Source organism: Nocardia sp. MH4 (assembly GCF_019266065.1).
Classification (GTDB): Bacteria; Actinomycetota; Actinomycetes; order Mycobacteriales; family Mycobacteriaceae; genus Nocardia; species Nocardia canadensis.
In genome coordinates this window covers 87,014-107,481 of sequence record NZ_LPNR01000132.1, presented here as the reverse complement: position 1 = coordinate 107,481, position 20,468 = coordinate 87,014, and the positions used below count along the sequence as shown (strand labels likewise).

Annotated in this window: 22 protein-coding genes; 11 read left to right on the top strand and 11 right to left on the bottom strand. The window is 68.4% G+C overall.

What is annotated here, in order from left to right; genetic code table 11:
* Positions 1–281 precede the first annotated feature (281 nt).
* Positions 282–725: a L,D-transpeptidase gene (locus tag ATM97_RS32745; protein WP_308248708.1), complete on the top strand. Its 444-nt coding sequence runs from the start codon at positions 282–284 to the stop codon at positions 723–725.
* Between the two features lie 114 nt (positions 726–839).
* Entirely contained in the window at positions 840–1,544 is a 705-nt protein-coding gene (locus ATM97_RS32740) for a polysaccharide deacetylase family protein (RefSeq protein WP_218722078.1), read from the top strand.
* Positions 1,545–1,601: 57 nt separating this feature from the next.
* Here ATM97_RS32740 and ATM97_RS32735 read toward each other — a convergent pair whose 3' ends face one another.
* Complete coding sequence (locus tag ATM97_RS32735) at positions 1,602–2,021, bottom strand: helix-turn-helix domain-containing protein (protein ID WP_218722077.1); 420 nt, start codon at positions 2,019–2,021, stop codon at positions 1,602–1,604.
* 99 nt (positions 2,022–2,120) lie between these two features.
* Here ATM97_RS32735 and ATM97_RS32730 point away from each other — a divergent pair, with 99 nt between their 5' ends.
* Both ATM97_RS32730 and ATM97_RS32725 read left to right on the top strand, forming a co-directional pair.
* A complete protein-coding gene (locus ATM97_RS32730; RefSeq protein WP_218722076.1) occupies positions 2,121–2,969 on the top strand; it encodes an SDR family oxidoreductase in 849 nt (282 codons plus the stop codon).
* 104 nt (positions 2,970–3,073) lie between these two features.
* Positions 3,074–3,397 carry a hypothetical protein gene (locus ATM97_RS32725; RefSeq protein ID WP_255588776.1) on the top strand — a complete coding sequence of 108 codons (324 nt, stop codon included), beginning with the start codon at positions 3,074–3,076 and terminating at the stop codon, positions 3,395–3,397.
* Here ATM97_RS32725 and ATM97_RS32720 read toward each other — a convergent pair whose 3' ends face one another.
* Both ATM97_RS32720 and ATM97_RS32715 read right to left on the bottom strand, forming a co-directional pair.
* Complete coding sequence (locus ATM97_RS32720; RefSeq protein WP_218722074.1) at positions 3,398–3,775, bottom strand: VOC family protein; 378 nt, start codon at positions 3,773–3,775, stop codon at positions 3,398–3,400.
* A gap of 182 nt (positions 3,776–3,957) precedes the next feature.
* Positions 3,958–4,521, bottom strand: coding sequence for a carboxymuconolactone decarboxylase family protein (locus ATM97_RS32715; protein ID WP_218722073.1), 564 nt, complete (start codon positions 4,519–4,521; stop codon positions 3,958–3,960).
* A 201-nt stretch (positions 4,522–4,722) separates the two neighbouring features.
* On the opposite strand from ATM97_RS32715, the gene ATM97_RS32710 reads away from it, so the two are divergent.
* A complete protein-coding gene (locus ATM97_RS32710; protein ID WP_218722072.1) occupies positions 4,723–5,619 on the top strand; it encodes a nuclease-related domain-containing protein in 897 nt (298 codons plus the stop codon).
* A gap of 4 nt (positions 5,620–5,623) precedes the next feature.
* On the opposite strand, the gene ATM97_RS32705 is transcribed toward ATM97_RS32710, so the two are convergent.
* From ATM97_RS32705 to urtA, 6 genes are all read right to left on the bottom strand, one after another.
* On the bottom strand, positions 5,624–6,337 hold the full coding sequence (locus ATM97_RS32705; RefSeq protein WP_218722071.1) for a GntR family transcriptional regulator: 714 nt from the start codon (positions 6,335–6,337) through the stop codon (positions 5,624–5,626).
* Positions 6,338–6,346: 9 nt separating this feature from the next.
* On the bottom strand, positions 6,347–7,039 hold the full coding sequence (gene urtE / locus ATM97_RS32700; protein ID WP_189025293.1) for an urea ABC transporter ATP-binding subunit UrtE: 693 nt from the start codon (positions 7,037–7,039) through the stop codon (positions 6,347–6,349).
* A complete protein-coding gene (gene urtD / locus ATM97_RS32695) occupies positions 7,032–7,844 on the bottom strand; it encodes an urea ABC transporter ATP-binding protein UrtD (protein WP_218722070.1) in 813 nt (270 codons plus the stop codon). The genes urtE and urtD overlap by 8 nt, the downstream gene beginning before the upstream one ends.
* Positions 7,841–8,977, bottom strand: a complete 1,137-nt coding sequence (gene urtC, locus ATM97_RS32690) for an urea ABC transporter permease subunit UrtC (protein ID WP_218722069.1) — start codon at positions 8,975–8,977, stop codon at positions 7,841–7,843. Before urtC ends, urtD begins: the two co-directional genes overlap by 4 nt.
* Positions 8,974–9,858, bottom strand: coding sequence for an urea ABC transporter permease subunit UrtB (gene urtB / locus ATM97_RS32685; RefSeq protein WP_218722068.1), 885 nt, complete (start codon positions 9,856–9,858; stop codon positions 8,974–8,976). The genes urtC and urtB overlap by 4 nt, the downstream gene beginning before the upstream one ends.
* A gap of 160 nt (positions 9,859–10,018) precedes the next feature.
* The gene (urtA, locus tag ATM97_RS32680; protein WP_218722067.1) at positions 10,019–11,269 is read right to left on the bottom strand and encodes an urea ABC transporter substrate-binding protein; all 1,251 of its coding nucleotides are present in this window, start codon (positions 11,267–11,269) and stop codon (positions 10,019–10,021) included.
* Positions 11,270–11,610: 341 nt separating this feature from the next.
* On the opposite strand from urtA, the gene ATM97_RS32675 reads away from it, so the two are divergent.
* Positions 11,611–13,440 carry an acyl-CoA dehydrogenase gene (locus ATM97_RS32675; RefSeq protein WP_218722066.1) on the top strand — a complete coding sequence of 610 codons (1,830 nt, stop codon included), beginning with the start codon at positions 11,611–11,613 and terminating at the stop codon, positions 13,438–13,440.
* Positions 13,441–13,449: 9 nt separating this feature from the next.
* On the opposite strand, the gene ramB is transcribed toward ATM97_RS32675, so the two are convergent.
* Entirely contained in the window at positions 13,450–14,856 is a 1,407-nt protein-coding gene (gene ramB / locus ATM97_RS32670) for an acetate metabolism transcriptional regulator RamB (RefSeq protein WP_218722065.1), read from the bottom strand.
* Between the two features lie 94 nt (positions 14,857–14,950).
* Between ramB and ATM97_RS32665 the strand changes: the two genes are divergently transcribed.
* The 5 genes from ATM97_RS32665 to ATM97_RS32645 all read left to right on the top strand — a co-directional run bounded on the left by ATM97_RS32665 (position 14,951) and on the right by ATM97_RS32645 (position 19,152).
* The gene (locus ATM97_RS32665) at positions 14,951–16,471 is read left to right on the top strand and encodes an ATP-dependent DNA ligase (protein WP_218722064.1); all 1,521 of its coding nucleotides are present in this window, start codon (positions 14,951–14,953) and stop codon (positions 16,469–16,471) included.
* 63 nt (positions 16,472–16,534) lie between these two features.
* Positions 16,535–17,719 carry an inorganic phosphate transporter gene (locus tag ATM97_RS32660; protein WP_218722063.1) on the top strand — a complete coding sequence of 395 codons (1,185 nt, stop codon included), beginning with the start codon at positions 16,535–16,537 and terminating at the stop codon, positions 17,717–17,719.
* Positions 17,720–17,731: 12 nt separating this feature from the next.
* The gene (locus tag ATM97_RS32655; RefSeq protein WP_218722062.1) at positions 17,732–18,013 is read left to right on the top strand and encodes a hypothetical protein; all 282 of its coding nucleotides are present in this window, start codon (positions 17,732–17,734) and stop codon (positions 18,011–18,013) included.
* Positions 18,014–18,024: 11 nt separating this feature from the next.
* Positions 18,025–18,381, top strand: coding sequence for a DUF3349 domain-containing protein (locus tag ATM97_RS32650; RefSeq protein ID WP_255588740.1), 357 nt, complete (start codon positions 18,025–18,027; stop codon positions 18,379–18,381).
* A 171-nt stretch (positions 18,382–18,552) separates the two neighbouring features.
* Positions 18,553–19,152: a TetR/AcrR family transcriptional regulator gene (locus tag ATM97_RS32645; protein WP_218722060.1), complete on the top strand. Its 600-nt coding sequence runs from the start codon at positions 18,553–18,555 to the stop codon at positions 19,150–19,152.
* 57 nt (positions 19,153–19,209) lie between these two features.
* On the opposite strand, the gene ATM97_RS32640 is transcribed toward ATM97_RS32645, so the two are convergent.
* The gene (locus tag ATM97_RS32640; protein WP_218722059.1) at positions 19,210–20,223 is read right to left on the bottom strand and encodes an alpha/beta hydrolase family protein; all 1,014 of its coding nucleotides are present in this window, start codon (positions 20,221–20,223) and stop codon (positions 19,210–19,212) included.
* Positions 20,224–20,468: the final 245 nt, after the last annotated feature.

Below are 20,468 nucleotides of genomic sequence, written 5' to 3'. Positions count from 1 at the left end.
GCCAAAATTACGGGCGTTGATTTGGCGAATGGGGATGCTGTCCACGATGATCCGTGTAGTTCTTCGTTCGCTCGATAGTCGCTACACCTGATCTCGTGAGTACATGGGTAACTCGCCGGGCACGCCCACTAGCTGACTTCCTCGTGACCGCCAGCCCGGCACCCTGGCTGTTCGACCTGCCGACCACCGGCAAGAGTCGCGGGGAGGCGGACAGAGAGGCAACGGATTCGATGAGCAAGCGCATTCTCGGTTGGGTAGCTCGTGCGGCGGCAGTGGTAGCGGTGGCCGGATTCGGAACCATGGCGCCCGCGGTGGCCGAACCGCTTTTCCCCGGTGGCCCCGATCTTCCCGGTGTTCCCGCCGTCGTCCCGACGGCGTCGCCGTGCCCGGTGGTCGAGGCGAGGGCGTGCATGCGGCTGTCGACGAACGAAGCGTGGCTGGTCGACAACGGCCGGGTGATCTTCGGCCCGACGCCGATTTCGCACGGTATGGCCGGATACGAAACTCCGCCCGCGGTCACCCGGATTTCCTTCAAGCGGGAATTCCACTGGAGCACGATGCACAACGCGCCGATGCGCTGGGCCACCTTCTTCAACGGTGACATGGCATTCCATGTCGGCCCGGTGAATTCGAAGTCGCACGGTTGTGTGCGCATGACCGAGGACGGCGCCCACCGCTTCTTCGACTACCTGAACCCGGGCGACATCACGCAGGTGATCGAGTAGCTGTACGGAGTGGCCGAGGATGCTTGCCGGGACGGGTCAGCCCGTGCCCGGTGAGTCATCCATGTTCTCGCGTTCGTCTGTCGCCGGGTTCCCCTCGTGCGGTATACAGCTTGTGTGCGTAAGTGGTTGATCGGCGGGGCAGCGGTCGTCGCGGTACTGCTGGTGGTGGTCGGCGGGCTGTATGTGCTGATGAATTCGCGGACCTACCAGTTGACGGGACGATTGGTCGATCGCGTCGACACCGACGAGAAACTGGTCGCCCTGACCTTCGACGACGGGCCGACCGAACGCACGCCCGAGATCCTGCGCGTGCTCGCCGAATCGCGGGTCCCGGCCACGTTCTACCTGGTCGGGGAAGACCTGGCCGCCCACCCCGAATACGGCGCGGCGATCGCCGCGGCGGGCCACGAGATCGGCAATCACTCCTATACGCATCGCCGCATGGTGCTGGTCTCCGGTGACACCGTGCGCGAGGAGATCGAGCGCACCGACGCCGAGATCCGCCGCACCGGCTACCAGGGCCCGATCACCTTCCGGCCGCCCTACGGCAAGAAGCTCTGGGCGCTCCCCAGTTACCTCGCCGAGCACGACCGCACCACCGTGACCTGGGATGTCGAGCCCGACTCCGCGGGTGGCGCGAGCCGTGCGGACGTCGTCGCCGACACCCTGGCCCGGACTCGGCCCGGCTCGGTCGTGCTGCTGCACGTCATGCACGGGCGCGAATCCGCCGCCGCGCTCCCCGAGATCGTCACCGGCCTGCGCTCCCGAGGCTACGAATTCACGACCGTCTCCGAGCTGCTCCGGCGCGACCACGGCTGACTCGCCGGGGACAGGCGCACTCCGACTCGGCACGCGCCGCCGCGAATCGCGCCGGGCCTAGCGATCGGCCTGGGTCCGCGGAACGGCGGATCGGTGGTAGCTCGCCTGGGCTTCGCGGACCGTGTCCATGTTGGTCTCCAGGACCACGATCAGCGACTCCAAGCGCTCGGCGACCTGCGCGCCGAGCTCGGTCAGCGTGTACTCCACGCGCGGCGGAATGGCCTCGAGCACCTCGCGATGCACCATGCCGTCGCGTTCGAGGGTCTGCAGGGTCTGCGACAGCATCCGTTCGCTCACGCCGTCGACGCGCCTGCGCAGCGCGCTGAATCGGTAGGGGCCTTCGCGTAGTGCCACCAGGGCCAGCACGCCCCACCGGCTGGCGACATTCTGGAGCACCGGCCGCGACTCGCAGTTGCGCGCGAAGACGTCGGCTTCCAGCGCCTGATCGTCGTCGGTCGACGGGGGCTGCGTGCTCATGCTGCCGATCGTACCGCCCTTGACCAGAGTGCCTGCGGAATGCATAGTGCTTACGAATAGTTAGTACTTCAAAATCGGTACAAACCCTGGAGGAAGATCATGACTGTTGCGGTGACCGGAGCGAGTGGACAGCTGGGCAGGCTCGTCGTCGAGGCCCTGCTGGCGGCGGGCGAACAGCCGGTGGCGATCGTGCGCGATCCCGCCAAGGTCGCCGACCTGGCCGAACGTGGTGCGCAGGTCCGGCAGGCGAGTTATGACGATTCCGCAGCACTCGATGCCGCGCTGGCCGGTGTCGACCGGTTGCTGCTGGTCTCGGGTAACGAATTCGGCGCCCGGGTCGCCCAGCACACCACTGTCATCCGGGCCGCCGAGCGCGCGGGTGTCCAGCTGCTCGCCTACACCAGCATCCCCGTCGCGACCGACAACCGGATGATCCTGGCGCAGGAGCATCGGGGCACCGAGGAGGTGCTCGCCACCGCGTCGGTACCGACCGTCCTGCTGCGCAACAGTTGGTACTGGGAGAACTACGCCGCCGGCGCCGCGCATGCCGTGCAGACCGGTGTGCTCGCCGGCGCCTCGGGCGAGGGCAAGGTCTCCGGTGCCCCGCGTGCCGACTACGCCGAGGCGGCGGCGGTCGTGCTCACCACCGACGGCCACGAGGGCCGCGTCTACGAGCTCGGCGGGGACGACGCCCTGACCGGTGCCGACATCGCCGCCGTACTCACCGAGGTCGCCGGCACGCCGGTGCGCTACGAAAACCTGACCGAAGCCGACTACGCGGCGGTCCTGCGCCAGGCGGGCCTGCCCGAGCCGGTGGCCGCGGCGCTGGCCGATGCCGACTCGGGCATCGCCGACGGCCTGCTCGAGGTCCGCACGGGCGACCTGGCCAAGCTCCTCGGCCGCCCGGTGACCCCGCCCGCCGAGGCGTTGCGCGCCCTCCTCGGCTGATTTCGGGGGTGGGCCGACGGGGAGTGGTGTGGCAGAGTTCGGGTGTGGCTACCGAAACTCCCCGTCGACGCGCGCACTCCTACCTGAGCGGGCTGCTGTTCGTGATGGGTGTCCTGCACTTCGTCGCGCCGAAGCCGTTCGACGGCATCGTGCCGCCGAAGCTGCCCGGCAACCCGCGGACCTACACCTACGCGTCCGGGGTCGCCGAGCTCGGCGTCGCGACGGCGCTGGCGGTGCCGCGCACCCGCCGCTTCGGCGGTTGGCTGGCCGCGGCGCTGTTCGTCGGGGTCTTCCCGGCGAACATCCAGATGGCCGTCGACGTGGTCGGCAATCCGAAGGCGAACGGCCTGTTCAAGGCCGGTGTGCTGGCGCGGCTGCCGCTGCAGATCCCGATGGTCGTCGCCGCGCTGCGCGTCGCGCGCCGCTGATCACACCCACTGCACCAGCTGGATGACGATCCCGTTCGGGTCGGTCATCTGGAAGTAGCGCTCGCCCCACTCCTCGGTCTCGATGGGCGTCTCGATCGGCACGCCCGCGGCGCGCAGTCGCTCGTACTCGGCGTCGATGTCGTCGACGATGAACACCACGAGCGTGCCGTCGCCCGCGCTGCCCGCGATGCGCGCCGGCTTGAAGGTGCTCAGGCCGGTGCGCAGGTAGATGACGTTCATTCCGGCATCGGGCCGCTGGAGGGAGACGAACCCGTCGGCGGCCATCTGTTCGGTGAAGCCGAGGTGGTCGACCAGGAACTTCGCCGAGGCCTGGGGGTCGGCGACATTGAGCGAGATGGCGGAGCCGGTGATCTGCATGCGTTCTCCTCGGTTCGTTTAACTCCGTACGATGTACGGTTGAAACCATGACGGCGAACCGAACGCTTCGCCCTATGAGCTGAGTCACAACATGAGCGCGGGACAGCGCGCCGGGCACGGGCTGACCGTGCCGGTGACCACCGCCCGCCGCCGACCTGACCCAGCTCCGAGCCTCGGTCCGGCTAGAAGTCGCGGAGAGGCGGGAGAGTGTCGCGGTCGATCCGCAGCGTGGTGATGGTGGCGGCCAGGCCCTCGTACTGGTTGATCAGCAGCACGATCTCGATGAGCCGGCGCTCGTCGTAGTGTGCGGCGAGCTCGGCCCACGCGGCATCGTCGACGTCGCGGCTGGTCACCAGCTGGTCGACGACGGTGAGCAGCGCCCGCTGCCGTGGCGTCCAGCCCTCGGCCTCGGGCCCGGCGGCGACGCGGTCGATCTCCACCGCCGAGAGTCCGGCCTTGCGGCCGAGGCGGCGATGATGGTCGGTCTCGTAGTCGCACGCGCGCAGGTGCGCGACCCGCAGGATGACCAGTTCGGCCTCGGCGCGTGGCAGCCGCCCGCCCGGCATGAGCTTGCCGGAAAAGTGCAGCCAGCCGCGGAACAGCCCGCCGGTGCGCCCGAGGGTGCTGAACAGATGCGCGTCATCGGTGCCCGACGCCCGGGAAAGCACTTGCCAGACAACCCAGTTGATCGGTCCGAGCTCGGCGAACCGTCCCGGGGAAACCCGTGGTAGGGGCGCTGGATCCATCACTTCTCCACCTGTCTGCTCGTGCTCGCCCGGCCGGTTCGCAGCGTACTCGCCGGTATGGGATCGCGAAGGCGACTGCGGGAGTCGTGCCGGTTTTCTTTGGTTTCCAGTGGTTTTCGCAACAGTTGCGCGTCATGATCGGTGGGTACCGCAGCGCGCAGCGGCGGTGTGAGGTCGCAGCACTGGTAGGGGAACATCGGAATGCTGGTTCGGATCAGGCCGGATGCGGAGCTCACCGGCGCCGAGCGGGAGTTCGTCGATTGCCTGCGCGCCTATCCGAGCACGGGGCTCGCGCTGGTGGATTGCCGGGTCGGTGATCGCAGGCTGGGCGCGGTGATCGTGACGCCGCGGGGGATCACGGTCATCGAGGTGAAGGGCTTCCGGCGACGTCAGAGCGGCCTGCTCGCGGTCTCGGCCGCGGGCGAGTGGACGATCAGCGACAGCCCGCTCGACCTGGACGCCGAGCCCTCGACCGGGCTCACCGACCGGCTCGAGCACGGGATACACGCCGTGCGGGTGGCGCTGGAGCAGGCGCTGCAGGACAGCAGGCACGTCAGCGGCGCGGTGGTGATGGTGCCCTATCGGGGCGTGGTGGTGCGGCCCGCCCGCACCGCGCTGCGGTCCGGGCTGGACGTGCTGGTCGCCAATACCGTCGACGCGCACGAGCTGCGCGTGTACCTCGAGGGCTTCTCCGCCGGGCCTCGCGAATGGACGATCGACCGGGTACTCGCCACCTGCACCGCGCTGGGCGCCGGTGACCTGACGCCCGCGCGCGCCGACCTGGCCGCCGACGGCTTCGAGGGCAGCCGCCCCGCGCCGGCGCCGCGCCCGCCGCAGCCGCGCAAGTTCACCGAACCGATCCAGGCGCCGCCGCCCGCCGAGCCGTCCGAGCGCGGGAAGCTGGTCGGGCTGATCCTGTTCGTCGCGGCCGTGCTCGGTGTGTTCGTGGTGTTCCTGGTGGTCGGGCAGGCCCTGCTGCGGGACTCGCCGCACCCGCGTCCCAGCTCCGAGATCTCCCAGAGCACGACCAGGGCGCCCGCCTCGACCCCGGCCGGTCAGCGTCCGGTCCAGTGCTGGCCGTTCCAGGACGGCTGCTGAGCCCTCAATCTCGCACGGCACGGCCGAGTTTGGTGAAGGCGATCGCCTGCTCGGCCCGCACCCGGACGTGCGCGCGGGAGGAATCGATGTGCGCGGTGAGGGTGTGCAGCGCCTGGTCGCCCGCCCCGGCCAGCACCTGCTCGGCGATGGTGATGTGCTCGGCTGTCATCGCCGCGACCCGCTCGGCGGTCGGCACGTCCATGGTGCGCACCGGGCGCACCCGCACGTAGACCGCGGTGAGCGCCTCGGCGAGGGCCGAATTACCCGCCGCCCGCAGCAGCTCGGTGTGGAACCGCTCGTCGGCGGCCACCAGCTCCGGCCCGGGTTCCGGTGGCGTGTCCCGGTATTCGCGCCAGCGCTCCAGTTCGGCGCGCACGGCGGGCAGATCGTGGGCGGCGGGGCTGTGCGGCTGGACCGAGTCCGCGGCATCGATGCGCTGGAAACCCCGGGCTTCCAGCACTATTCGTAGTTCGTAGAGCTCGTCGAGCTCGGCCAGGCGCGGGCGATAGAGGTAGAGCCCGTCCGGGTGGCGCTGGACCAAGCCGTCGGCCTGGAGCCGGGCCAGCGCCTCGCGCACCGGAGTGCGCGAGACGCCGTAGCGCTGGGCCAGCCGTTCGGCGCGCAGTCGTTCGGTCGGCGGGAGGGTCCCGGTGGCCAGGTCGTCACGCAGCGCCAGGTAGACGCGCTCGGCCAGGGACACCCGCCCCCTGCGGTTCATGGCCTTCGGTCAGATCGCCATCGCCGCGCGGACCGCGGATTCGGCACCGGCACCGCCCTCGCCCGAGGACCCCAGATGCCCCGAGTGCAGCACGTAGTAGTGCTGAGCGGCTTGCAGCGCGAAGCCGATGTGCTGCTCCACCAGCAGCACGCTGAGTCCGCCGCGCTGGGTGAGATCGATGATGGTGCGCTCGATCTCGGCCACCACCGAGGGCTGGATGCCCTCGGTCGGCTCGTCGAGGATGAGCAGCTTGGGTTCGGTGATCAGCGCGCGCGCGATGGCCAGCTGCTGCCGCTGACCGCCCGAGAGCAGGCCGGCCTTGCGGGTCAGCAGCTCACGCAGCGCGGGGAACAGCTCGAGCGATTCCTCGATCAGCGCCTTGCCGCGCTTGCGCCCGTCCGCCACGACCTGCAGGTTCTCGGCGGTGGTCAGCTGGGGAAAACTCTGCTGCCCCTGCGGCACGTAGGCGATACCGCGCTTGACCCGCTGCGACGGGGACAACTTGGTGATCTTGTCGCCGTCGAAGGTGATCGTGCCCGACTTGGTCGGCAGCAGGCCGACCGCGGTGCGCAGCAGCGTGGTCTTGCCCGCGCCGTTGTGGCCCATGATGGCGACCACGCTGTCGTCGGGCACGGTCAGGCTGACACCGTGGATGACCTCGGTGCGCCCGTAGCCGGAGTGGATGTCGTGTAGTTCAAGCATCGGCGGACTCCTTGTTCGTCGCGTCCCCGGCCAGTGCCGCGGTGCCGAGATAGACCTCCTGCACCTTCGGATCGGCCTGCACCTCTTCGACGCTGCCCTCGCTGAGCACCTTGCCGCCCGCGAGGACGGTGACCGAGGTGGCGAAGGAGCGCATGAAGTCCATGTCGTGCTCGACGACGACGACCACGCGGTCACCGCCGATGCGGCGCAACAGGTTTCCGGTCTCCTCGCGTTCCTCGGCGCTCATGCCCGCGACCGGTTCGTCGAGCAGCAGTACCGAGGCGTTCTGCACCAGCAGCATGCCGATCTCGAGCCACTGCTTCTGTCCGTGCGCCAGCACCCCGGCGGGCTTGTCCCGCAGCGCGGTCAGACCCGTTGTCTCCAAGGCCTCTTCGATGCTCGGCAGCACCGACTTGCGCGCCCGCAACAGCGACAGCGCCGAGCGGCCCGCCCCCGCCGCGATGTCCAGGTTCTGCAGCACGCTGAGCTGCTCGAACACGCTCGCGGTCTGGAAGGTGCGGCCGACGCCGAGGCGGGCGATCTGGTGCACCTTCTTGCCGAGCAGCTCGGTGCCGGATTTCTGGGCCGAGCCGGTGGCCGGCACCAGGCCGGTGATGGCGTCGATGAGCGTGGTCTTGCCCGCGCCGTTGGGGCCGATCAGGAACCGCAGGTCGCCCTGGAGCACCGTCAGGTCGACATCGGTGACCGCCTTGAACCCGTCGAAACTCACCGAGAGACCGCGGATTTCGAGGTAGTCGCTGTCCATGCCCGCGTTGCCGCCCGCTTTGGGCTCGTGTGTGGTCATCGCGCTTCCACCTTCTCCTCGGTGACGACGGGTGCGGGTGCGGCGGGCGTCGCCGGGGCCGGTTCGGGGGTGCGGCTGTGCCACCAGCCCTTGAACAGCGGCCACAGCCCGGCCAGCCCGGCGGGGATGAAGCCGACGACCACGATGAACAGCACGCCCTGCAGGTAGGTCCAGCCCGAGGGGAACGACTCCGACAGCGAGGTCTGCGCCCAGGCGACGCCGATCGCGCCGAGAACCGGGCCGAGCAGGGTGGTGCGGCCGCCGATCGCGACGCCGATGAGGAACGCGATGGACGGGACGACACCGATGTCGGCGGGGGAGATGATGCCGACGATCGGGGTGAACAGCGCACCGGCGATGCCGGCCAGGAACGCCGCCACCACGTAGGCGACGATCTTGATGTTGGCCGGGTCGTAGCCGAGGAAGCGGACCCGCTCCTCCGCGTCGCGCACCGCGACCAGCAGTTCGCCGTAGCGGCTGCGGTTGAGCTGCCGGATCAGCGCGACGACCAGCAGCAGCGTGCCCGCGGCGATGAAGAACAGCATCTGGCGGTTGGCCGGGTCGGAGAGCCGGAACCCGAAGAAGGACCGGAAGTCCGACAGGCCGGTGAAGCCGCCGATGGCCTGCTGCCCGGTGAGCAGGATGGCCAGCGCCGCGGCCAGCGCCTGGCTCAGGATGGCGAAGTACGCGCCCCGCACCCGGCGCTTGAACACGCCGTAGCCGAGCACGGCGGCCACCAGCGCGGGCAGCACCAGGATGGCGAGAATCGCCATCGGCGCCGAGGCGAAGGGCTGCCAGAACCCGGGCAGTTCGCTGATGCCGGAGATCTCCATGAACTCCGGGACGTCGTTGCCGAGGCGGGCGGCGTCGGCGAGTTGCATGTGCATGGCCATGATGTAGGCGCCGATGCCGAAGAACACGCCCTGGCCCAGGGTGAGCATGCCGCCGCGGCCCCACGCCAGCCCGATCCCCGCCGCCACGATGGCGAAGCAGAGGAACTTGGCGAGCAGGTTCAGGCGGAAGTCGCTCAGCACCGCCGGGGCCACCGCGAACAAGAGGAAGGCGGCGATCGCGAACCCGGCGACCGGGGTCAGCCGGGGGTAGGCGCGGAGACGTTCCGTGAGTGCGGTCATGCCAGACTCCTTGTCCGCACGGTGAACAGACCCTGCGGGCGAACCTGCAGGAAGATGACGATCAGCACGAACACGATGACCTTCGCGATGGACGCGGTGGTCGAGTATTCGATGAAGGAGTTGAGCAGGCCGAGCGCGAACGCCGCGATGACCGTGCCCTTGATCTGGCCGAGGCCGCCGATCACGACCACCAGGAACGCGTCGATCAGATAGCTCTGGCCGATGGTGGGGCTGGTCGAGCCGATCAGGGTCAAGGCCACACCGGCCACGCCGGCCAGGCCGGAACCGATGAAGAACGTGCTGATATCGGTGAACCGCGAAGAGATGCCGGAGGTTTCGGCCAGGCCGCGGTTCTGCACGACGGCGCGGATACGACGGCCCATCGGGGTGGTCTTGAGGACCGCGGCCAGCGCGGTCACCGCGACGATCGCCAGCACCAGGATGAAGATGCGGGTCTTGGGCACCACCGCGCCCGCGATGGTGATGCCGCCGCTGAGCCATTCGGGCACCAGCACGTTCTTGGCGGGCGCGCCGAAGATGTCACGCGCGGCCTGCTGCAACACCAGGCCGACACCGAAGGTGACCAGCAGCGTGTCCAGCGGGCGGTCGTACATGTAGCGGATCAGGCCCATTTCCAGGGCGGCGCCGAGCAGGCCGCCGATCAGGAAGCCCATGAATAACGAGACGACCAGTGAGACGCCCGCCGACGAGAAGACTTGCTGCACAACGTAGGTGGTGTAGCAGCCGGCCATGATGAATTCGCCGTGGGCCATGTTGATGACGCCCATCTGACCGAAGGTCAGCGCTAGGCCGAGGGCGGCGAGCAGAAGAATTGAACCGAGGCTCAACCCGGTGAAGAGTTGGCCGATGAGTACATCCATGTGAGTTCCCTGCGATCGGTGACCACGAGCGGCCGACCTCGAGGAGGCCCGTTCGCGGCCGGCTCGCCGCCGACCGGCCGAGACGCTGCGCCTCGGCGCGGGTATCGGCCGGTCGGTGGTGAGCCTTGGGGGCCGCGAACACGTCGCGGCCACGCGACAGCTACTTCAAGCCCTTGGCCCAGTCGTAGGACTTCAGGTACGGGTCCGGGGTGATCGCCTTGCCCGAGTCCCACACCGTGTAGATCAGGCCGTCCGGCCGGATCTCGCCGATGCGGGCGGTCTTGGTGATGTGGTGGTTGGAGCCGTCGATGGTGACGGTGCCCTCGGGGGCTTCGAAGCTGACGCCGTCAGCGGCGGCCTGCACGTCGGCCACGGCGAAGGACTTGGCCTTCTCGACGGTGTTCTTCCACAGGAAGACCGAGGCGTAGGCGGCTTCCATCGGGTCCGAGGTGGGCTTGTCGGCGCCGAAGGCGGCCTTGTAGTCGGCGACGAACTTCTTGTTCACCGGGGAGTCGACGGTCTGGTAGTAGTTCCAGGCGGTCAGCTGGCCCGCGATGTTCTGCGCGCCGATGCCGGCGACCTCCTCCTCGGCGATCGACACCGAGACCACCGGCATCTCAGCGGCTTTCAGGCCCGCGTTGGTGTACTCGCGGAAGAACGCGACGTTGGAGTCGCCGTTGAGGGTGTTGAAGACCGCGCCCGCCTTGGCGTTGCGGACCTTGTTGACGATGGTGGAGAAGTCGGTCGAGCCGAGCGGGGTGTAGTCCTCGCCCTTGATCTCGATGCCGTTGGCCGCGGCGTAGGCCTTGATCTCGCGGTTGGCGGTCTGCGGGAAGACGTAGTCCGAGCCGACCAGGTAGAGGGACTTGATGCCCTTCTGCTTGAGGTAGTCCAGCGCGGGGATGATCTGCTGGTTGGTGGTGGCGCCGGTGTAGAAGATGTTCTTGCTGTCTTCCAGGCCCTCGTACTGCACGGGGTAGTACAGCAGCGAGTTCAGGCTCTCGAACTTGGGCTTCATGGCCTTGCGGCTCGAGGAGGTCCAGCCGCCGAACACCGCGGCGACACAGTCGGAGCTGATCAGCTTCTCCGCCTTCTCGGCGAAGGTCTTCGGGTCGGAGGCGCCGTCTTCGAGGACGATCTCGATCTTCTTGCCCAGCACACCGCCCGCGGCGTTGATCTGATCGATCGCCAGCTTGGTCGAATTGGCCACGGTGACTTCGGAAATGGCCATGGTGCCCGACAGCGAGTGCAGCGAGCCCACCTTGATGGTGTCCTTGGTGGTGTCGACGCAGGATGCTGCGGTCGTGCCGGACGACGCGTCGTCGCGGGCACCGCAACCGGTGAGCAACAGGCCTGCGATGGCCACCGCGGCAGGCACCGTGAGTGCCTTGACCAAACGGGATTCAGACATGGGGCGGTTCTCCTCATCAGGTGTTACGGCGGCGCCATGCGCGCCACAACGAACACCGCCGCGGTCTGCCCCGGTGACTGGATGTACACCGAGTTGTATACAGCGGCTGTATTCGTGAGCGGAACAGTAGAGGGAACTTGTTGCACCGGAATATCTCTCGGTCACGTGTCCGTTTCGTCTGTTTCATCCGTGTGAACAAATGCTCGGAGCCTGGTGCGGGGGGCTGCGCGCCTACGGTTGCGTAGGGACGCCACGGTGCGGCACGCTTCGAATTCGTACGACGTCGAACAGCCGGAACACGCGGCGCTCGGGCCGGGTGTGGTCAGTCGAGGAGGAGCCCAGTGGGGCACTACAAGGCGAACGTGCGTGACATCGAGTTCAATCTGTTCGAGGTGCTCAACCTCGACAAGCTCCTGGATACCGGCGCCTACGGCGACCTGGACTCCGAGACGGTGCGGCAGATCCTCGACGAGGTCAGGCGCCTGGCCGAGGGGCCGATCGCGGACTCGTTCGCCGAGGCCGACCGGCACCCCGTGGTCTTCCATCCCGACACCTTCGACATCTCCGTGCCCGAACCGTTACGCAAGACGGTCGACGCGGTGCACGAGGCGGGCTGGTTCCGCCTCGGCATGCCGGAGGGCATGGACGGCACCGCCGCCCCGAACGTGCTGATGTGGGCGATCAACGAGCTCGTCATCTGCGCCAACCCGGCGGCCAGCTTCTTCAACATGGGCCCGCTGATGGGCTCGGTGCTCTACGAGATCGGTACCGACGAGCAGAAACGCTGGGCGCGTGGCGGATTCGAACGCGGATGGCAGGGCACCATGGTGCTCACCGAGCCCGACGCGGGGTCCGATGTCGGCGCGGGCCGCACCAAGGCCGTGCCGCAGCCCGACGGATCCTGGCGCATCGAGGGCGTGAAGCGGTTCATCTCCGGTGGTGACGTGGGCGAGGTGGCGGAGAACGTCTTCCACCTGGTGCTCGCCCGGCCGGAGGGCGCCGGTCCCGGCACCAAGGGGTTGTCGCTGTTCTACGTGCCGAAGTTCCTCTTCGATCCCGAGACGCTGGAGCTCGGCGATCGCAACGGCGTGTACGTGACCGGGGTCGAGCACAAGATGGGGCTCAAGTCCTCGCCGACCTGTGAGGTCACCTTCGGCGGCACCGCGGTGCCAGCCAAGGGCTGGCTGGTCGGCGACGTGCACAACGGCATCGCGCAGATGTTCAAAGTGATCGAGAACGCGCGGATGACGGTGGGCGTGAAGTCGTCCGGGACGCTGTCGACGGGGTATCTGAACGCGCTGGAGTACGCCAAGACGCGGGTGCAGGGCGCGGATCTGACGCAGATGTCGGACAAGGCGGCGCCGCGCGTCACCATCACCCATCACCCCGATGTGCGTCGGTCGCTGGCCATGCAGAAGGCCTACGCGGAGGGACTGCGCGCGGTGTATCTGTATACCGCCGCGCATCAGAACGAGGACGTGGCACAGCTCGTCTCCGGCGCCGACGCGGAGCTGGCGCACCGGGTGGACGACCTGCTGCTGCCGATCGTGAAGGGCGTCGGCTCGGAGCGGGCCTACCAGTTGCTCACCGAATCGCTGCAGACCTTCGGCGGCTCCGGCTATCTGCAGGACTACCCGATCGAGCAGTACATCCGCGACGCCAAGATCGACTCGCTCTACGAGGGCACCACCGCCATCCAGGCGCAGGACTTCTTCTTCCGCAAGATCATTCGCGATCGCGGCGTCGCGCTGGCGCACCTCAACGGGCAGATCACCGCCTACCTGGACAGCGATACCGGCCGCTTCGCCACCGAACGCGCGCTGCTGCGCACCGCCCAGGCCGATGTCGGCGCCATGGCCGCCACCCTCACCGGCTACGCCATGGCGGGCCAGACCGACCCCACCGAGCTCTACAAGGTCGGCCTCGGCTCGGTGCGCTTCCTGATGGCGGTCGGCGACCTGCTCATCGCCTGGCGTCTGCTGGTCCAGGCCGACATCGCCGCCGCGGCCCTGGCCGCCGACGCCGCCCCCAAGGACCGCCCCTTCTACCAGGGCAAGGTGGCCGCGGCCTGCTTCTTCGCCAAGAACGTCCTGCCCGAACTCGCGGCCACCAAGAACATCCTCGCCGCCATCGACAACGACATCATGTCCATCCCGGAGGACGCCTTCTGAGGACTCGCCCTACTTGATCAGGTAGGGCGAGACCGAGCTGCGGTGTTCGCTGATGTCGAGGGCCTTGCCGAGCGGGGGGAAGGCGCGTTGGGGGCAGTTGGAGCGGACGCAGACCCGGCAGCCCGCGCCGATGGGGGTGGCCGTGGCTTCGCCGAGGTCGATGCCGTCGGCGTAGACCACCCGGCCGGCGTGGCGCAGTTCGCAGCCCAGGCCGATGGCGAAGGTCTTGCTGGGCTGGCCGTAGCGGGTGGCGCGGCGTTCGACGGTGCGGGCGACCCAGAGGTATTTGCGGCCGTCGGGCATCTGCGCGATCTGGGTCATGATCTTGCCGGGGTAGGCGAAGGTCTCGTAGACGTTCCACAGCGGGCAGGTGCCGCCACTGGCGGAGAAGTGGAAACCGGTGGCGGACTGGCGTTTCGACATGTTGCCCGCGCGGTCGACGCGGACGAAGGAGAACGGTACGCCGCGCAGGCTCGGTCGTTGCAGGGTCGAGAGCCGGTGACAGATGGTCTCGTAACTCTGGGAGAAGAAGGCCGACAGCCGCTCGATGTCGTAGCGGAAGTCCTCGGCCACCTCGTGGAAGTGGGTGTAGGGCAACACCGTCGCCGCCGCGAAGTAGTTCGCCAGGCCGAGCATGGCCAGCTTGTGCGACGCCTCGGAGGCGAAATTGCCCTCCTCGACCAGCTTGTCGAGCAGCGGCCCGCATTCGAGATAGGCCAGTTCGGCGGCCAGCTTGAAGGTGCGCTGTCCGCCGGACAGGTGCGGGGAGATCTCGAGCTGCTTGGTCTCGGGATCGAAATGGTGCAGCACGCCCTCGCCCAGGTCGATCCGCTCGACGATCCGCACCCCGTGCGAGCGCAGCAGCCGGACGATCTCGGTGCTCACCTCACCGCCGTGGAACCGGATGCGCGCGGTGAGGTCCTCGGCCGCGGTGTCGAGCTCGTCGATGTAGTTCTGGCGCTGATAGAAGTAGTCGCGCACTTCCTCGTGCGGCTTGCTGATCGCGGCGCTGCCGGAACCGTCGGAGAAGCGGTCCTCGGTCGCGGCGGCCAGCTGCGCGCTGGTGTTGCGGTATCGGTTGTGCATGGCGACCAGGGCTCGCGCCATGCTCGGATGCGCCGAGACCATGTCGGCGATCTCTTGGGTGTCGGCCTCGATGCCGAGTTCGGCGTCCATCACGACTTCCTGCAACTCGGCGATGAGCCGGGTGTCGTCGTGGGCGGAGAAGAAGGCCGGGTCGACGCCGAAGACCTCGTTGATCCGCTTGAGCACGGGCACCGTCAACGGCCGCACGTCGTGCTCGATCTGGTTGAGATAGCTGGCCGAGATCTCCAGCTTCTGGGCCAGTGCGACCTGGCTCAGACCGCGCTCGGTACGCAGCTGGCGCAGCCGCGCACCGACATAGGTCTTGGCCATATGTCCAGTTTATGGGCGGTTTCGCAACCTTGCCAATGGATTCTTAACAGCGTGGGCTGAGCGATGTGTCACACCGTCGCGCTACGGTCGTCGAGTGCTGTTCAGCGATGTCGTCGCGGCCTCGGCGGCCGTGCGAGCGACCCGGTCGCGCAAGGCGAAGATCGCCGCGCTGGCCGAGCTCTTCGCCGCCGCGAGCCAGGAAGAGATCGGGACCGTTGTCGCCTGGTTGTCCGGTGAGCTGGTGCAGGGCCGGATCGGCGCGGGGTGGCGCACCGTCGCCGGTCTGGAAACCCCGCCGAACGCAGAGCCGCGCCTGACCGTCCACGAAGTGGACGGCGTCTTCACCGCGCTCACCGGGCTCAGCGGCACCGGGTCGACGCTGCGCAGACGCGAACTGCTGACGGCGCTGTTCACCGCCGCGACCGAGGACGAACAGTCCTTCCTGATCCGGCTGCTCACCGGAGAACTGCGCCAGGGCGCGCTCACCGCGGTCGTCGTCGAGGCGCTGGCGCAGGCTACCGGTATCCCGGTCGAGGTCGTGCGGCGCGCGCACATGCTCTCCGGTCAGCTGCCCGCGACGGCCGTCGCCGCGCTCACCGGCGGCGCGGCCGCGTTGAGCGCGTTCCGGCTCGAGGTCGGCAGGCCGGTCGCGCCGATGCTCGCGTCGCCGGGCGGCTCGCTGGACGAGGCGCTGGCCGAACTCGGCCCGCAGGTGAGCGTCGAACACAAGCTCGACGGCGCCCGGATCCAGGTGCATCGCGACGGCGAGCGCGTGTGGGTCTTCACCCGCACGCTGCGCGACATCACCGCGAGCGTGCCCGAGCTGGTCGAGCTGGTCGCCGGTCTCGACTGCGCCGGCGTGGTGCTGGACGGGGAAACCCTCGCGCTGACCGACGCGGGCAGGCCGCGCCCGTTCCAGGAGACGATGAGCCGGTTCGCGACCGTCGGCGAGGACGCCAGGGAACTGCTGCTGCACCCGTATTTCTTCGACTGCCTGCACCTGGACGGCGTCGACCTGATCGACGAACCGCTGCGGGTCCGCCGCGCGGCGCTGGCCCGGGTGGCGGGCGCGCACGTGATCCCGGCGGTGATCGCCCCCGACGCCGAGGCCGCCGCCGAGTACTACGACGACGCGCTGGCCGTCGGCAACGAGGGCGTGATGGTCAAGGCCCTGGACGCGCCGTACGCGGCGGGCCGGCGCGGCAAGGCGTGGCAGAAGATCAAACCGGCGCACACCCTCGACCTGCTGGTGATCGGCGCGGAGTGGGGCTACGGCAGGCGCACGGGATTCTTGTCGAACCTGCATCTGGCCGCGCGCGACCCGGAGACGGGCGAGCCGGTGATGGTCGGCAAGACGTTCAAGGGCCTCACCGACGAGCTGCTGCGCTGGCAGACCGCGGAGTTCCCGCGTCACCAGACCCACACCGACGGCCACGCCGTGTTCCTGCGCCCGCGGCTGGTCGTCGAGATCGCGCTCGACGGCGTCCAGACCAGCACCAGGTATCCGGGCGGTGTCGCGCTGCGCTTCGCCAGAGTGCTGCGCTACCGGCCGGACAAGGAGCCGGAGCAGGCCGACACCATCGACGCGGTGCGCGCGCTGGGCATCGCGAGCTGACCTGTTCGAGACTTACCTGCAACAGTTTGGCAATCCGGTATCGGCATACGACACACTGTTCGGGTGAGCGCCGAACTAATGGTCCTGTTGATCGTCATCGTCACAGCTCTCGCATTCGACTTCACCAACGGATTCCACGACACGGCCAACGCCATGGCGACCTCGATCGCCACCGGCGCGCTCAAGCCGCGCGTGGCGGTGGCGCTCTCCGGCGTGCTGAATCTGATCGGCGCCTTTCTGTCGGTATCGGTGGCGGCGACTGTGGCCAAGGGCATCGTTCAACTGAACGACGTGGGCGGTCAGGACCTCCTCGTCATCGTCTTCGCCGGGCTGGTCGGCGGCATCCTGTGGAACCTGCTGACCTGGCTGCTCGGACTGCCGTCGAGTTCCTCGCACGCGCTGTTCGGCGGCCTGATCGGCTCGACGATCGCCGCGCTGGGCTGGAACGGCGTGATCTGGGCGTCGGGCTCGGAGGGCGTGCTGATCAAGATCGTGCTGCCCGCGATCCTGGCCCCGGTGATCGCCGCGATGGTCGGTGCCATCGCCACCTTCCTGGTGTACCGGATCACGCACGGCGTCGACGAGGACAAGGCGAACGAGGGCTTCCGCTGGGGCCAGATCGGGTCCGCGTCGCTGGTCTCGCTGGCCCACGGCACCAACGACGCGCAGAAGACGATGGGCATCATCTTCCTGGCGCTGGTGGCCTACGGCACGCTCGACAAGGACGACCACATGCCGCTGTGGGTGATGGCGGCGTGTGCGGTGGCCATCGCGCTGGGCACCTATCTCGGCGGCTGGCGGATCATCCGGACCCTGGGCAAGGGTCTGGTCGAGATCGAGTCGCCGCAGGGTCTGTCCGCCGAGTCCACCTCGGCGGCGATCATCCTCACCTCCGCGCACTTCGGGCTGCCGCTGTCGACCACCCAGACCGCGACCGGCGCGATCCTGGGCACCGGCATCGGCAAGCGCGCCGAGGTGCGGTGGCGGGTGATGGGCCGGATGGCCGTGGCCTGGCTGCTGACGCTGCCGATGGCAGGCATCGTCGGCGCGATCTGCTGGGCCATCGCGCACCTCATCGGTGGCCTGGCCGGCGTCCTGGTGGTGTTCGCGATCCTGATCGCCGGCGCGCTCGGCATCTACCTCCGGTCGCGGCGTGACCCGGTCGGCACCCACAATGTGAACGAGTGGCCCGAGGGTGTGCCGCCCGCGGCGACGCCGTCGTCGGTCGAACAGAACCACGCCGGGTAGAAGGGAGCGAACGTGCATACCGTGATCACGAATCTGAGTTCACTGTGGGAAGTGGTGCTGGCCGCGCTGGTCTTCGGCGCCGGGGTGCCCGCGGTCTTCGCCTTCGCGGTGCGGTGGTGGGCCCAGGCGGAGACGGTCGACGCCGAGGGTCGCGTCCGCCGGAACTACCCGGCGCTGGCCGGTGCGCTGATCTGTGTGGTCGTCATCGTCATGGTGGTGATCACCGGAATCCTGTTCACCGCCAAGGCGTTCATCGCCCATCAGTTCGGCATCCATCTGTTCGGTCAAGCATGAGCGAGGACGCGATGACAGATCCGATTCCCACTCCCGCCGTTCGGGGCAACCTGCTCTCCCGCGTGCTCGGCTGGCTGCGCGCCGGGTATCCACAGGGCATCCCGCAATCGGACTATGTCGCGCTGTTCGCGGTCCTGCACCGGCACCTCACCGACTACGAGGTGGTGGTCATCGGGGAGAAACTGATCGAAGCCAACCCGAACCGGGAATCGATCAGCGAGGCGGAGATCGAAGCGGCCATCGCCGATTTCGCCAAGCAGCAACCGGCCCCCGACGACGTCTCACGGGTGGCCTCGCATCTGGCCGCGGGTGGCTGGCCATTGGCCGAGCCGCTCGACGAAGGTGAACCGGCGCCCGAACAGAACTGACGTTACCCGCGCGACAATTACGCTGGGCCAGGGGAATTCGTGGCAGCACCGATTTCCGATTCGCCCGGATGCCCGGCGGGTGCGCGCTAGCATGCACGGGTGGTTCGGCGTGTGGATGAAACCGATAGTGGTCGTAGTTACGGTGGATTGTCGCGCCAGCAGCGAGTGGCCATGCGGCGTAACCGGTTGACCGATGCCGCACTGGAACTATTCGGCACCCAGGGTTATTCGTCGACCTCGATCGAACGTCTGTGCGCGACCGCGAATGTGTCGACCCGCAGTTTCTACGAGGACATCGGCAGTCGCGAGGCGCTGCTGATCGCGCTGGTCGACCGGCTCAACACCGCCGCGCTGCACCGTGTCGACGAGGCGCTGGCCCGCACCAGCGAGCAGCCGCTGGTGGTGCGGGTGGTGGAGAGCTTCCGCGCCTTTCTCGCCGTGACCTGCCGGGATCGCCGCGCGGCCAGGGTGTTCTACGTCGAGGTGGTCGGTGTGAGCCCGGCGGTGGAGGAGTGGCGACGCGCGCAGCGGCGATCGGTCTCCGGCCTGCTCACCAGGGAAGCCCAGCGCGCCGCCGCGCGCGGTGAAGCGGAATCGCGCAGCGTGCACCTGTTCACGCTGGCGTTGATCGGCGCGGTGAATTCCCTGGCCCAGGAGATGGTGCACGCGACCGTTCCCGGTGACGCGATCTCGGTCGACGAGATCTGCGACGAGATCGCCTATTTCATCCGGTCCGGGCTGTCGGTCCGTACCTCGGCGCTGCCGACCTGAACGCACGAAAAAGGGAGGCGTCCGATCGGATGCCTCCCTTTTCGGGTGTGCGGAGAATCAGATACCCATGCCCTGGGCGAGCATCGGCCACGACTCGTGCAGTGCCTGCTCCCAGTACGGCCAGTAGTGGGTGCCGACCGGGTTGAACATGTAGGTCGCCGGGATGTTCAGCGAGTCCAGCTTGGTCTTCAGGTTCTGCGTGCACGCGTTGGTCGCGGCTTCGATCGCGACGCCGAGGCCGAGGTTGACCACGCCCATCGGGCCGTTGCCCTCGGTGTAGTACCGCACGTCCTCCATCACCGGCAGGCCGCTGCCGCTGGAGATGTAGAGGTTGGTGCCGCGCAGCTTCTCGGCGTTGAGGACCGGGTCGTTGGCAACCCAGGCCGGGTCGTTGTCGGCGCCGTACATGTTCTCGGTGTCACCGCCCGCCCAGGTCTCCACGGAGAACTTGACGAACTGCCTGCCCATGGGGTCGGCGATCTGCGCGCAGCCGGAGTAGGCGGCGACGGACTTGAACAGGCCCGGCTTGGCCTCGGCCAGCTGCAGCACCGAGGTGCCGGAGGTGGACAGGCCGGCCAGCGAGTTGAGGCCGGTCGAGTTCAGGGTGCTGTCGAGCAGCGGGGGCAGCTCCTGGGTGAAGAAGGTGTTCCACTTGTTCAGGCCCAGGCGCGCGTCTTCCTTCTGCCAGTCGGCGTAGTAGCTGCCGCGGCCGCCGATCGGCTGGATGACATTGACCTGCTTGTCGGCCAGGAAGCCCAGGGCGTTGGTCTGCGCGGCCCAGCTGGCGGTGCCCTCACCGGCGTCGAGGCCGTTGAGCAGGTAGAGGTTGGGGGCGGGCTTGGACTCGTCGACCGGGCGCTGCACGTCGACGGTGATGTCCTTCTTCATCGCCGCCGAGTACACCTTCAGGTGCCAGGTGCGCCCGTCCTTGACGATCGACGACACGGCCGAGGGCTTCTCGGGTTCGGCCGATGCGGCGCCGCCTGCGATCACGGCCACCGACAGCGCGGCGGTCAGAGCCACGGCGGTGGTGCGCAGTGCGGCCACGGTACGTACAGCAGAGAGCTTCATCGAACAGTCGGTTCCAGTCCACGGGCCGTGTCGGCGCCGTCATCGCAGTGCTTCCCCCCTTGGCCGAACGATGCGCGCTCGACGGCTGCGGGGCTGTCAGATCCTCCGACACTCTATGTCCTCCGGCGGGACAGAATCGTTACTGGTTCACAATTGGCAGTGACCTCGAGCACGGTTAACGACCGCGCAATACTGCCCGCGAATCGGAAATACCGCCGCAACCAGCCGCTCTTATGGTGACGGCT

Bases quoted from the DNA above. Each gene is read 5' to 3' on its own strand.
- ATM97_RS32735 (WP_218722077.1), bottom strand. From the start codon at position 2,021: ATGAGCACGCAGCCCCCGTCGACCGACGACGATCAGGCGCTGGAAGCC.
- ATM97_RS32730 (WP_218722076.1), top strand. From the start codon at position 2,121: ATGACTGTTGCGGTGACCGGAGCGAGTGGACAGCTGGGCAGGCTCGTC.
- ATM97_RS32725 (WP_255588776.1), top strand. From the start codon at position 3,074: ATGGGTGTCCTGCACTTCGTCGCGCCGAAGCCGTTCGACGGCATCGTG.
- ATM97_RS32720 (WP_218722074.1), bottom strand. From the start codon at position 3,775: ATGCAGATCACCGGCTCCGCCATCTCGCTCAATGTCGCCGACCCCCAG.
- ATM97_RS32715 (WP_218722073.1), bottom strand. From the start codon at position 4,521: ATGGATCCAGCGCCCCTACCACGGGTTTCCCCGGGACGGTTCGCCGAG.
- ATM97_RS32710 (WP_218722072.1), top strand. From the start codon at position 4,723: ATGCTGGTTCGGATCAGGCCGGATGCGGAGCTCACCGGCGCCGAGCGG.
- ATM97_RS32705 (WP_218722071.1), bottom strand. From the start codon at position 6,337: ATGAACCGCAGGGGGCGGGTGTCCCTGGCCGAGCGCGTCTACCTGGCG.
- urtE (WP_189025293.1), bottom strand. From the start codon at position 7,039: ATGCTTGAACTACACGACATCCACTCCGGCTACGGGCGCACCGAGGTC.
- urtD (WP_218722070.1), bottom strand. From the start codon at position 7,844: ATGACCACACACGAGCCCAAAGCGGGCGGCAACGCGGGCATGGACAGC.
- urtC (WP_218722069.1), bottom strand. From the start codon at position 8,977: ATGACCGCACTCACGGAACGTCTCCGCGCCTACCCCCGGCTGACCCCG.
- urtB (WP_218722068.1), bottom strand. From the start codon at position 9,858: ATGGATGTACTCATCGGCCAACTCTTCACCGGGTTGAGCCTCGGTTCA.
- urtA (WP_218722067.1), bottom strand. From the start codon at position 11,269: ATGTCTGAATCCCGTTTGGTCAAGGCACTCACGGTGCCTGCCGCGGTG.
- ramB (WP_218722065.1), bottom strand. From the start codon at position 14,856: ATGGCCAAGACCTATGTCGGTGCGCGGCTGCGCCAGCTGCGTACCGAG.
- ATM97_RS32650 (WP_255588740.1), top strand. From the start codon at position 18,025: ATGACAGATCCGATTCCCACTCCCGCCGTTCGGGGCAACCTGCTCTCC.
- ATM97_RS32645 (WP_218722060.1), top strand. From the start codon at position 18,553: ATGCGGCGTAACCGGTTGACCGATGCCGCACTGGAACTATTCGGCACC.
- ATM97_RS32640 (WP_218722059.1), bottom strand. From the start codon at position 20,223: ATGAAGCTCTCTGCTGTACGTACCGTGGCCGCACTGCGCACCACCGCC.